Here is a 12,686-nt window from a genome sequence, read left to right on the forward strand (position 1 = left end):
TGCTCTGTGATATTAAGCGTTTACATGTACATATTATTTTAAATTAATGTAATTGGAGGGTTTTGGAATGCGAATTGGTGTACCGACAGAAGTGAAAAACAACGAAAATCGCGTAGCGATGACACCAGCTGGAGTTGTCAACTTAGCGCTTTACGGCCATGAAGTGTTTATCCAAGCAGGAGCAGGTCTAGGCTCAGGCTTTACAGATGAAGATTATAAAGAGGCAGGGGCGCATATTGTGCCAGCTGCAGAAGAAGCTTGGGCTCAGGAAATGATTATGAAAGTGAAAGAGCCGGTTTCTTCTGAATATGGCTATTTCCGGGAAGGGATGATTTTGTTCACTTATCTTCATCTAGCTCCAGAACCGGAATTAACAAAAGCGCTGCTTGATGCAAAAGTGATCGGCATTGCTTACGAAACGGTTCAGCTTCCGAACAACACGTTGCCGCTCTTGACGCCAATGAGCGAAGTAGCCGGCAAAATGTCAACGCAGATCGGCGCGCAATTCCTGGAGAAAATCCACGGCGGCGGCGGAATTTTGCTTGGGGGCATTCCAGGTGTTTCCCGCGGCAAAGTAACAGTAATCGGCGGCGGTGTCGCTGGTACGCACGCAGCAAAAGTTGCAGTCGGCATGGGCGCGAATGTGACGATTCTGGACTTGAATCCAGATCGCCTTCGCCAATTGGACGACTTGTTCGGGCAAGATGTACAGACGCTTATTTCAAATCCGTTCAATATCGCGGATTCAGTAAAAGAATCGGATTTAGTGGTAGGGGCTGTATTGATTCCAGGAGCGAAAGCGCCTAAATTAGTGACGGAAGAAATGATCAAGTCGATGAAACCGGGGTCAGTGGTCGTTGACATCGCCATCGACCAAGGCGGAATTTTTGAAACGAGTGACCGCATCACCACTCATGATAACCCGACTTATCTGAAACACGAGGTTGTCCACTATGCCGTAGCAAATATGCCAGGAGCGGTTCCGCGCACGTCAACAATCGGTTTGACGAATGTAACGGTTCCATATGCTGTGCAAATTGCTAACAAAGGCTTTAAAGAAGCCATTCTTCAAAACGAAGCGCTGAAAAAAGGCGTGAACACGTATGAAGGCTATGTAACATATAAAGCTGTGGCGGACGATCAAGGTTTGGACTATAAATCAGTTGACGAATTGTTGGCATAATTAAAAAGGCGGTTCCGGATTTTCCGGAACCGCCTTTTTATGCTATAAAATTTGCAGCTCTTTCGGGAATTTCGTCAACACTTCAACGCCGTCTGCAGTCACTGCGACATCATCTTCGATGCGCACGCCGACTTTGCCTGGAACATAAACACCGGGTTCAATCGTGAAGACCATGCCAGCTTCCATCATCATGCTGTTCGATCCATGCAACGACGGGAATTCATGCACGGAAATGCCCAGCCCATGGCCGAGGCGATGCGTAAAGAACTCGCCATAACCAGCGTCTTCAATAACTTGACGCGCCGTCCGGTCCAGTTCGGCAGCCGTGATGCCCGGTTTAACGGCATTGACCGCTGCCAGTTCAGCTTGCAGCACCACATCATAAACCGCTTTTTGTTCTTCGTTAGGCTCACCGAATGCCACTGTGCGGGTGATGTCAGAGCAGTAGCCTTTATGGACAACGCCAAGGTCAAATAACACCAGATCGCCTTTTTGGATTTTGCGGTCGCCAGTCTTGCCGTGCGGCGATGCCGCTTTTGGTCCACTTAGAACGGTAGTGTCGAACGACATATGCGTTACGCCACGTTTCTTGAGGGCTAGTTCGATTTCTGTCATCACTTCGATTTCCGTGATGCCTTCTTTAATGGCTTTCGTGCCGATTTCGATGGCGTAATCAGCAAGCGCTGCCGCTTCACGCAAAATCTGAAGTTCCGTTTCGTCTTTTATGACGCGGAATGCATTGATTTGTTCATCCAATTGGACAAACTCCAAACCGCCGAACAAAGCGATCAAGGTTTCATAGCGATCAACCGTCATATGCGATTTTTCTATCGCTAGCTTGCTAAGAGATACACCACGGTTCGATGCGGTGCGGTGGAGAACTTCCATCGCATTTTCCGTATCAACATGTCCGACTATATCACTGCTCCATCCGGCGTTTTTAGCGTCCGGAATCTCCATTTGCGGACAAATAAGAAACGGTTCAGCTTCTTGAAACACCATGACGCCAAGCAGGCGTTCATGCGGATTGCTTTTGAATCCGCTGAGATAAAAGACATTGTCCGGATTCGTAATAAACGCCGCATCAATTGATTGTTCTTTCAAATAACTTTGCAATTGCTGGATTTTCTTCATATGTATTACCTCCCTTATATGTGTAGCTTATCAAAGTTCAGGGTATATGACAGCTAGAAATGGTTTAGACAAACCAAAACTGGAGGGATTTTATGCAAGTTTCATACCACGGACATTCTATTGTAAAAATCAAAACCGGAAACTATACCATCTTGATCGATCCGTTCATTACAGGGAACGGACTGACGGATCTGCAAGTGGAAAATGAAAAACCAGATGCCATTCTGTTGACGCACGCACATAACGACCACGTCGGAGACACGCTTGAACTGGCATCCAATAGCGGCGCCACCGTAGTGGCGCCGGTAGAACTTGCTAACTATCTGGGAAGCAAAGGGCTGAACACGGTCGGCATGAACCTCGGCGGTGCAAAAGAATTTGAATTCGGCACTGTGAAATTTACAAAAGCTTTCCATAGTTCATCGTATACGTCGGAAGAAGACGGCGTCATTTACGGCGGAATGCCTGCGGGTATTTTGTTCAAAGCGGAAGGGAAAACGATTTACCATGCAGGAGACACCGAAGTGTTCGGTGATATGGAAATCATCGGCAAGATGAACGCCATTGATTTGGCATTTGTGCCGATCGGCGACTTTTTTACAATGGGGCCGGAAGACGCAGCTTATGCCGTCAGCCTGTTAAACCCGAAAACGGTAGTGCCGATCCACTACAACACCTTCCCGCCAATCAATCAAGATCCCGAACAGTTCAAGAAGCTGGTCGAACAAGCGGAAGTCAACGTCCTGCAAGTCGGAGGGGTAATTGATATTTAAACGAAAAAACCGAAGAGGGTTCCCTTTTCGGTTTTTTGATTTGCGTTGCACACTTTCAATGACCCTCCAAAATCGGCGACTTCGCTTTTATTGCGGATATGGTACACTTATAGGACAGGAAAGCAGAGGGAATGGGTGAAGTTATGGCAACAAAACACGAGCAAATACTCGGCTATATCGAGAAGCTGGCGGTCGGCGAGAAAATCTCGGTCCGGCGCATAGCGAAGGAATTGCATGTCAGCGAAGGGACGGCTTACAGGGCGATCAAAGAAGCGGAGACCAAGAGGCTTGTTTCTACGATAGAACGGGTGGGGACCATCCGAATTGAACGGAAAAAGAAAGAAAACATCGAGCGGCTGACTTATGCAGAGATTGTCAATATCGTGGACGGCCAAGTGCTGGGAGGCCGGGCCGGACTTCATAAATCACTGACGAAATTTGTCATCGGCGCCATGCAGCTTGATGATATGATGCGCTATACTGAAGCGGGCAACTTGCTGATTGTCGGCAATCGGCTGAAAGCGCAGGAATACGCCCTCCGGGCAGGAGCGGCAGTGCTTGTGACAGGCGGGTTCGACCCGACCGACACGGTCAAAGATTTGGCAGACCAATTTGAGCTGCCGGTCATCTCGACAAGCTACGACACCTTTACAGTCGCGACAATGATCAACCGGGCCATTTACGACCAGTTGATCAAAAAAGAGATCTTGCTCATTGAAGATATTCTAATCCCGTTGGAAAACACCGCTGTCCTGCATTTTAAAGAAACGATCAGCCGCTATAATGAGCTGAATGCAGAAACTACTCATGGAGGATTTCCAGTGGTCGACGAAAACCAGAAATTGATCGGCATCATTACCTCCCGGGACGTGCTTGGCCATGAACCAAAGGAAACAATCGAAAAAGTGATGACAAAAGACCCCATCACGGTATCGCTGCAGACAAGCGTTGCGGCAGCCGGCCACCGCATGATCTGGGAAGGCATCGATTTGCTGCCGGTCACCGATGACCACGGCTATTTAAAAGGCGTCATCAGCCGCCAAGATGTCCTAAAAGCCATCCAAACCGCCCAGCGCCAGCCGCAGCAAGGCGAGACGATCGATGATATCATCAAAAGCCAGCTTCGCCTGCAGCCGTCGGACAAGCTGACATTGGAGTTCCGTGTAACGCCGCAAATGACCAATGCATACGGATCAATGTCTTACGGAGCATATACCACCATTTTAGCGGAAGCTGGAGCTACTGCACTGAAGACGAAAAACCGCAAAGACAGCGTCTTGGAGAACTTGGCGGTCTACTTTTTAAAACCCGTCCAGCATGATTCCGTCATGCTGGTGCGTCCGGTTATTTTAGACATCACCAGAAAGTCGGCAAAAGTGGATATTGAAGTGTCGTTTGAAAACGAAATTGTCGGCAAAGCGCTGCTGACGTTCCAGCTTTTAGATCGTTAAAGCCAATAAAAAAACCCTCCTGGCTAGGAGAGCAGTTTATTTGTTCAGCCGCGTTTCTTCATCTAGGAACGAACGGTAATGCTTGGCTGCTTTGAAGTTATAGACGATCAAACCTATCCCGAGAATGATGAAAATACCAGCGACGATATAGGTTACAACTGTATGGAAAAGCAACAGCTGATTGATGCCGAAAAACACGATGAAGCTGCCGAGAGCCATGGATGCCATAGCAGCATACCAATTTTTACGGATTGGCAAAGACGTACGGAACTGCTTTGTTTTATAATAGAAATAAAACACAAACGAAAAAGTAATCAAAAGCACACTCAAAAACACAAATATATTCATAGGGAACCTCCTGTATTCCAAAACTCATTCTTATTGTACTAGAAATAGATGAAATTGCGAATGGATTTCCCAAGATGCAGAGGAGCATACACGTGAACAGTCAAATCATCGACACAATTAAACAATTCGATACCATCATCATCCACCGGCATGTGCGTCCGGACCCGGATGCATACGGTTCCCAAATGGGCTTGAAGTACCTGCTGCAGCATAATTACCCGAACAAGCGGATATTGGCCGCTGGAGAACATGATTTCACATTGGACTTTCTTGATTTTCCGGATAAAGTGGAAGACGCGGATTTCGAAAACGCTTTGGTGATTGTCACAGACACCGCAAACACCGAACGGGTAGATGACCAGCGTTATGAGAAAGGCGCAAAAGTAATCAAAATTGACCACCATCCAAATGACGATGTTTACGGAGATATTGTCTGGGTGGACATAACGGCAAGTTCAGCTTCAGAGTTGGTATATGAACTGTTTACATATGGGCGTGACCATGAAAATTGGCAGCTTTCTAACGCTGCGGCACGGCTTTTATATGCGGGGATAGTAGGGGATACGGGACGTTTCCTATTCCCGAGCGCGACACAAAAAACATTCGAAATTGCTGGCGAACTCATCAAATACGAGTTTGACCGTACGGCATTGTACAATGGCATGTATGAAATGGAGCGCAATTTGCTTCATTTGCAAGGCTATATCTACCAAAACTTTAAAATGGATAAAAGCGGAGCGGCTTACGTCAAAATCACTTTGGACATTTTACAGGAATTTGGCGTGACCGCGACTGAAACCTCTTTGCTGGTCGGCTCTCTGGGCAATGTTAAAGGCTTGAAGGCGTGGGTCATCTTTATAGAAGAAGAAACGGAGATTCGTGTGCGCCTTCGTTCAAAAGGGCCGATCATCAACGGATTAGCAAAAGAATTTGGCGGCGGCGGGCATCCGATGGCTTCTGGTGCTACAGCTTATTCATGGGAAGAAGCTGACCGCGTTGTCGAGAGACTGATTGAAATTTGTTCATCATGAAAAAGGAGGGATCCAGTTGTCCATGGTTTATCCGCATATAAGCACGTCGGCTGATTTGCTGAAAAGCACGGTGCGCCTAGACGAACTTTTCCCTTTTATTGTGGAACAAGGCGCGGCTTCGATTGCGATCGTCAATACGAAATTGTACGGGATTCTTCCATTTTGGGAAGCGTGCCACCGTGCCGGCATCCATGGGGTTATCGGCTTTTCGACATTCATTGAATTTGAAGAGCAGGCGTTTCCCGTTGTGCTTTATGCCAAAACGAATGAAGGCTACAGCAACTTGCTGAAAATTTCAAGTGCCCTGGCGACGCGTGATAAAAAAGCCGTTCCTGAACAATGGCTGAAAGCATATAAGAATGGCTTGGTTTGCGTTGTGCCAAACAAGGTAGATTGGGTGCTTACTGATCGGGCTCCGGCTTTTCATTATATTAAATCCATTTTTGGCAGCGATTGTTTTGGCAGCGTAGAACGTCCGGGCGGAGAAAGGTCTCCTGAAGAAGCTGCATTTTTACAATCATGCCAAGAAGCGGGAATGGCCATTATAGCGACACAAGAAAGCCGCTATTTGAAGGAGCAGGATGCTTTTGCGTTTGAAGTAGCTTCTGCCATCGGCCAAGGATTAAAGCTGAACGATCCACAGCGTGAACGCCCCGCACATACAAAAGCGTATGTCCCGGCTGCCGAAGAATTCCGCGCTTGGTTTTCAGACCAGCCGGAATGGCTGGAGCAAACTGCTCGCTTGCTCGAAAGCTGCCAAGTCACAATTCCGATGAACCGGCAATTGCTGCCGGTCTTTCCGTTAGAAAAAAACATCGACCGTGCCGATTATATAGCTGGACTCTGCAAAAAAGGCCTGGCTGAACGCATTTCCAATTATTCAAGTGCTTATACAGAACGCTTGAACTATGAACTATCGGTCATCAGCAAAATGGGCTATATCGATTATTTTCTGATCGTTTCAGATTTCATGAAATTTGCCCGGGACAATGACATTTTAACCGGTCCCGGACGGGGATCGTCGGCAAGTTCGCTCGTCGCTTTTTCGCTGCGCATTACCGACGTTGACCCGCTCGAGCACGGTTTGTTGTTTGAACGCTTTTTAAATCCGGAACGGGTTACGCTGCCGGATATCGATATTGACTTTGCGGATTACCGGCGCCACGAAGTGGTGGAATATGTAGCACGGAAATACGGAGAAGCACGCACGGCGCAAATTATTACCTTTGGCACGTTATCGGCAAAAGCAGTCGCACGTGATACAGCGCGTGTATTCGGTTTTGAGGCAGAAGAGCTTGAAGCCATTTCAAAAATGATTCCGAACCGCCCGGGCACGACATTGAAATCGGCTTTGAAAGAATCCACTCAATTGAACAATTGGATTGTTGAAAAAGAAGAACGGAAAACGTGGTTCAAAACCGCATTAAGGCTGGAAGGTTTGCCGCGCCATGCTTCGACGCATGCGGCGGGAGTCATTTTAAGCCCGACTCCGCTAGTTGATCAGGTGCCGATAGAAAAAGGGCATGAAGGGATTTTTATCACCCAGTGGCCGATGCAGGAACTAGAAGCAATCGGTTTGTTGAAAATGGATTTTCTCGGTCTTCGGAATTTAACGATTCTCGAACAAATACGGCGCTTGGTGCAGTTCGATAAGAAAGAGCGGATCGATTATCGGAAACTGCCGTTGACCGATCCAGAAACCTTCTCTTCCTTGGCCCGTGGAGATACAACCGGCGTTTTCCAATTAGAATCCGATGGCATGCGGCGGGCGCTGAAAGACATCCGGCCGACTGCATTTGGCGACATTGTCGCTGTCAATGCATTGTTCCGCCCTGGTCCAATGGAGTTTATCCATTTGTATGCTAAACGCAAGCATAAGAAAGAAAAGGTTGTTTATGTCCATCCCATACTGGAGCCGATCCTAAAAGAAACGCATGGCGTCATTGTCTATCAGGAGCAAATCATGCAGATTGCGGCTGCCATGGCGGGTTTTTCATATGGAGAAGCGGATTTGCTGCGGCGGGCGGTCAGCAAAAAGAAACGGGAAATCCTGGACGAAGAACGGCTTCATTTTGTCCGTGGAGCTTTAGCGAAAGGCTTTTCGGAAGCAGCTGCGACAGCGGTCTATGATTTGATTGTCCGCTTTGCTGATTACGGCTTTCCGAAAAGCCATGCCGTTGCCTACAGCATGATTTCTTATCAATTGGCGTATATGAAAACCCATTACGCCGTTTACTTTTACGCAGCCCTTTTGTCGACAAATGCCGGCAATGCGGAAAAGACAAAACAATTGTTGCATGAAATAAAAGAAAAAAAGATCCCGATTCTGCCTCCGTCAGTCCAAAAGAGCAATGGCTCTTTTACAGTCGAAAATGGTAAAATCCGCATCGGCTTAAGTTCGGTGAAAGGAGTCTCTGCCACTGTCATAAAAGCGCTTTTGGCAGCGCGAAAAGAAGGGCCATTCAGCAGCATGTTCCATATTGCCGAACGGATTTCCGCCATCCACTTTACGCGGAAAGCGTTTGAACCATTGATCAAAGCAGGGGCGCTTGACGATTTTGAGCTAGACCGCGGGGTCCTGTTAGCTTCGCTTGACAGCGCAGTCAAACATGCGGAATTGGTGAAACCGGACGAAGAGCCAGGGCTTTTTGATGACATGGGAACGAGCTTCATGAAACCGAAATACGCCCAGGCTTCCCCAATCCCGGAAAACTTGAAATTGGATTTTGAAAAAGACGTTCTCGGATTTTATTTGTCTCCTCATCCTATTGAAAGCGAGAAGGAAAAACGCGACAAGCCTTACGCTGATTTGAATGGGTTGAAAAAACGGCGGGATAAAGAATTGGTCACTGTACTTGGCGTGGTTGAGGATATCAAACGAATCCGGACGAAAAAAGGCGATGCTATGGCTTTCGTAACATTGCAGGACGAAACGGGACCGGCTTCCCTCACTCTTTTTCCAGTAGAATACGCGAAATACAATGCATTGCTGGAACCGCACGCCATGCTGGAAGTGCGGGGCATTATCGAAAACCGCAACCAGCAAATCGCCATAATATGTAAATCAATTTCTACTTGACTGCTTTTCTGAAAAGAAAAGCAGTTTTTTCTTTACGGAAACCGAAAAGTTTTGTATCCTAGTCAATATGAGTGGTCAGACCACTTTCTAAAAAATGGAAGATAAGGAGCGACCATGAATCAGTCTAAACGCTATTTAGATATAGTCCGTGATTTACGTGACATGATTAGGCAGGAAAATATCCGGCCGGGCGACCGCATTCCATCAGAGAGAGAATTGGCCGAAACGCTGCAAGTAGGGCGTTCGACGATCAGGGAAGCTTTGAGAAGTTTAGAGTTGTTAGGTTTAATCGAAACGCGGAGAGGCGAAGGCACATTTCTCGCTGATCACCGCAATAATATGTTAGTGGAAGTGTTGTCCACCTTCATCCTGCAAGACAACCAGTCCCGCAAAGATGTGCGCGAAACAAGGCAAATACACGAATTGGCAGCGATCGAAACGATTTGTAATAGTGAATCCATCAGCGGAATGGGAGTCTGGGACGGTTTTCGCATGCGATTATCTGATGAAGAAAATGGATTTCAGCGGGAAGATTTTGTTCGGGAACTGATGGTGTTGTCAGGTAACCGCCTATCTTTGAAAATTTGGGTTTTACTTCACCAATATAGCGGCAATCCCTATAACGGGATAGTCTCAAACACCGAAAAAGAACAGTTATTAAGCATATTGGCTGCCATTGAGCAGCAGCAAGCGGAAAAAGCTGCACATGAATTCAAAACTTGGAGCAATTGGCTATTAAAGGAGAGAGTGCGCGATGATTCGTGATATTTTTAAACGAAACAAAGACAAAAAAGAGGCGACGATTCCCTCTAAAGCCTCAAAAGACATGCCGGAAGGGCTTATGACAAAATGTCCGGAGTGCAAACATATTTCATTGACAAAAGATCTGCAAGCGGACCACAAAGTTTGTTCCAAATGCGATTATCATTTCAAACTGACTGCTCATGAGCGGATTGCCAGTTTGATGGACGAAGGCTCGTTCACATCGATGGATGACCATTTAAAGTCTGAGAATCCGCTGGGTTTTCCGGGCTATACGGAAAAAATCCAGCAAGACAGCAAAAAAACCGGCTTGAATGAAGCCGTATTAACCGGAACTGGAAAATTATCCGGCCGCGAAGTTGTTGTTGCCGTCATGGATTCTCATTTCCGCATGGGTTCGATGGGTTCGGTTGTCGGCGAAAAGATCACTCGCGCAATTGAAGCCGCGACAGAGAAAAAACTCCCGTTTATCATCTTTACAGCGAGCGGCGGCGCCCGCATGCAAGAAGGTGTATTATCGTTGATGCAAATGGCTAAAACCAGCGTCGCATTAAAAAGGCACAGCAATGAAGGCTTATTGTTCGTATCTGTATTGACCCATCCGACAACCGGCGGTGTGTCAGCCAGTTTTGCGTCTGTCGGCGATATCAATATAGCGGAGCCAAAAGCATTGATCGGTTTTGCAGGACGCCGTGTCATTGAACAGACAGTCCGCGAAAAATTGCCGGAAGATTTCCAGACGTCTGAATTTCTGCTTGCGCATGGGCAACTTGATGCCGTTGTACACCGGGCTAAAATGCGTGAAACCTTAACTTCAATTGTGCGCTTGCACACAAAGGAGGCGGTGCAACATGGCTAAAACAGCACCAAAAGCGATGACTTTTGAAGAACCGTTATTTGAATTACGCAAAAAGATAGATGAATTGAAAGAATATACCGCCACTGCCGATGTGGATTTGAGTTCTGAAATCAAAAGTTTGGAAGAACGGCTGGCTAAGCTTGAATCAGATATCTATGAAAACATGAAGCCTTGGGACCGTGTTCAAGTGGCTCGCCACCCGAACCGCCCTACAACGTTGGACTATATTTCAATTTTATTTGAAGATTTTATTGAACTTCATGGAGACCGGTCGTATGGGGACGACGAAGCGATCGTTGGCGGCATTGCGTCATTTCATGGCCAGCCTGTCACTGTCATCGGCCATCAGCGCGGAAAAGATACGAAAGAAAACATCCGCCGAAACTTTGGAATGCCCCACCCGGAAGGCTATCGAAAAGCTTTGCGCTTGATGAAGCAAGCGGAAAAATTCAATCGGCCGATCGTTTGCCTGATTGATACAAAAGGCGCTTATCCTGGTAAAGCAGCGGAAGAACGCGGGCAGAGTGAAGCAATTGCGCGCAATCTGGTGGAAATGGCTGGACTTGAAGTTCCAGTAATCTCTATTGTTATTGGGGAAGGCGGAAGCGGTGGTGCATTGGCTCTTGGTGTCGGCAATCATATCTTGATGCTTGAAAACTCGACGTTTTCCGTAATTTCTCCAGAGGGTGCCGCTTCTATTCTTTGGAAAGATTCTGCGCTTGCCCAAACAGCTGCAGAAGCGATGAAGATCACAGCACCTGATTTGCTGAAAATGAAAATCATCGAACGTGTAATTCCAGAAGTTCGCGGCGGAGCTCATCATGATTGCAACAAGCAGGCCGCCTACATCGGAGATGCTATTAAACAATCATTTGATGAACTGGGCGGACTGTCCGGCCAGGAACTGATTGATCAGCGCTATGCAAAATTCAAATCAATCGGCATATTTAGTGAATAAAAAAACCGCTTTAGCGGTTTTTTTATTTGATAAACAATGGTTCTAACAAAAACTTAACAAGTGATAGTTTATTCAAGACTGACAGCAAAGAACTCTTCGTGGTAAGGTGAAAAGAGTAAAAGGAAATGCAGGAGGCGTATTAGATGAAACGAATTGGAGTTTTAACAAGCGGCGGCGACTCGCCGGGCATGAATGCCGCGGTACGGGCGGTTGTACGTAAAGGAATCTACCACGGTTTAGAAGTGGCCGGAGTATATCAAGGCTATCAAGGATTGATCGAAGGGAAAATCAAGAACTTGGAAGCCGGCGATGTGGGCGACATAATTCAGCGTGGCGGAACCAAACTGTATTCAGCCCGATGCCCCGAGTTTAAAACAGAAGCGGGACAAGATAAAGCGATCGAGCAAATGAAAAAACACGGGCTTGAAGGCTTGGTTGTTATTGGCGGCGACGGCTCATACCAAGGGGCAATGGCATTGACGAGAAAAGGCTTCCCTTGTGTCGGCGTGCCGGGGACTATTGACAATGACATCCCGGGTACAGATTATACAATCGGTTTTGATACAGCTTTGAATACGGTAATCGAGGCGATCGACAAAATCCGCGATACGGCAACAAGCCACGAGCGGACCTTCATCATCGAAGTAATGGGCAGAGATGCCGGGGACTTGGCGCTTTGGTCAGGACTTGCAGGCGGTGCAGAAACGATTTTGATTCCGGAAGAAGATCATGATCTCGATGAAATCATCGACCGTTTGAAAAAAGGGAAGGCGCGCGGCAAGCGCCACAGTATCATCATTGTTGCAGAAGGCGTTATGAGCGGAAATGAGCTGGCTGCTTTAATTGAAGAAAAAGCGGGAATCGAGACACGTGTCTCTGTTTTAGGGCATATCCAGCGCGGCGGCTCACCAACAGCAAGAGACCGCGTACTCGGCAGCTTGTTCGGTGCCCGGGCAGTAGAAGTTCTTTTAGAAGGAAAAGGCGGAAAAGCCATTGGCATGAAAAATCACCTAGTGGTAGACTATGATATGACTAAAGCTTTCACTGAAGAACATGACACAGATATGACTTTATACACGCTTTCGAAAGAACTATCAATTTAAAACTT

Annotated in this window: 11 protein-coding genes; 9 read left to right on the top strand and 2 right to left on the bottom strand. The window is 47.1% G+C overall.

Annotation, left to right across the window (positions count from 1 at the left end):
• Nucleotides 1–67: 67 nt before the first annotated feature.
• Nucleotides 68–1,183, top strand: a complete 1,116-nt coding sequence (gene ald / locus FQV28_RS04600; RefSeq protein WP_146494403.1) for an alanine dehydrogenase — start codon at nucleotides 68–70, stop codon at nucleotides 1,181–1,183.
• Between the two features lie 42 nt (nucleotides 1,184–1,225).
• Here ald and FQV28_RS04605 read toward each other — a convergent pair whose 3' ends face one another.
• Entirely contained in the window at nucleotides 1,226–2,317 is a 1,092-nt protein-coding gene (locus tag FQV28_RS04605) for a M24 family metallopeptidase (protein ID WP_146494404.1), read from the bottom strand.
• 92 nt (nucleotides 2,318–2,409) lie between these two features.
• Between FQV28_RS04605 and FQV28_RS04610 the strand changes: the two genes are divergently transcribed.
• Both FQV28_RS04610 and FQV28_RS04615 read left to right on the top strand, forming a co-directional pair.
• On the top strand, nucleotides 2,410–3,090 hold the full coding sequence (locus FQV28_RS04610; RefSeq protein WP_146494405.1) for a metal-dependent hydrolase: 681 nt from the start codon (nucleotides 2,410–2,412) through the stop codon (nucleotides 3,088–3,090).
• Nucleotides 3,091–3,233: 143 nt separating this feature from the next.
• Nucleotides 3,234–4,541 carry a DRTGG domain-containing protein gene (locus tag FQV28_RS04615; protein ID WP_146494949.1) on the top strand — a complete coding sequence of 436 codons (1,308 nt, stop codon included), beginning with the start codon at nucleotides 3,234–3,236 and terminating at the stop codon, nucleotides 4,539–4,541.
• 36 nt (nucleotides 4,542–4,577) lie between these two features.
• Here the strand turns inward: FQV28_RS04615 and FQV28_RS04620 are convergent, their stop codons facing one another.
• Entirely contained in the window at nucleotides 4,578–4,889 is a 312-nt protein-coding gene (locus tag FQV28_RS04620) for a YtpI family protein (RefSeq protein WP_255472806.1), read from the bottom strand.
• Between the two features lie 92 nt (nucleotides 4,890–4,981).
• Between FQV28_RS04620 and FQV28_RS04625 the strand changes: the two genes are divergently transcribed.
• From FQV28_RS04625 to pfkA, 6 genes are all read left to right on the top strand, one after another.
• The gene (locus FQV28_RS04625; protein WP_146494406.1) at nucleotides 4,982–5,920 is read left to right on the top strand and encodes a DHH family phosphoesterase; all 939 of its coding nucleotides are present in this window, start codon (nucleotides 4,982–4,984) and stop codon (nucleotides 5,918–5,920) included.
• Between the two features lie 22 nt (nucleotides 5,921–5,942).
• A complete protein-coding gene (dnaE, locus tag FQV28_RS04630; RefSeq protein WP_255472833.1) occupies nucleotides 5,943–8,999 on the top strand; it encodes a DNA polymerase III subunit alpha in 3,057 nt (1,018 codons plus the stop codon).
• A gap of 114 nt (nucleotides 9,000–9,113) precedes the next feature.
• A complete protein-coding gene (locus tag FQV28_RS04635) occupies nucleotides 9,114–9,764 on the top strand; it encodes a FadR/GntR family transcriptional regulator (RefSeq protein WP_146494408.1) in 651 nt (216 codons plus the stop codon).
• Entirely contained in the window at nucleotides 9,754–10,620 is an 867-nt protein-coding gene (accD, locus tag FQV28_RS04640) for an acetyl-CoA carboxylase, carboxyltransferase subunit beta (protein WP_146494409.1), read from the top strand. The genes FQV28_RS04635 and accD overlap by 11 nt, the downstream gene beginning before the upstream one ends.
• The gene (accA, locus tag FQV28_RS04645; RefSeq protein ID WP_146494410.1) at nucleotides 10,613–11,578 is read left to right on the top strand and encodes an acetyl-CoA carboxylase carboxyl transferase subunit alpha; all 966 of its coding nucleotides are present in this window, start codon (nucleotides 10,613–10,615) and stop codon (nucleotides 11,576–11,578) included. The genes accD and accA overlap by 8 nt, the downstream gene beginning before the upstream one ends.
• A 143-nt stretch (nucleotides 11,579–11,721) precedes the next feature.
• Nucleotides 11,722–12,681 carry a 6-phosphofructokinase gene (pfkA, locus tag FQV28_RS04650; protein ID WP_146494411.1) on the top strand — a complete coding sequence of 320 codons (960 nt, stop codon included), beginning with the start codon at nucleotides 11,722–11,724 and terminating at the stop codon, nucleotides 12,679–12,681.
• The last annotated feature ends 5 nt before the right edge of the window (nucleotides 12,682–12,686 follow it).

Origin of the sequence: Planomicrobium sp. CPCC 101079, assembly GCF_007859275.1 — a bacterium.
Classification (GTDB): domain Bacteria; phylum Bacillota; class Bacilli; order Bacillales_A; family Planococcaceae; genus Planococcus.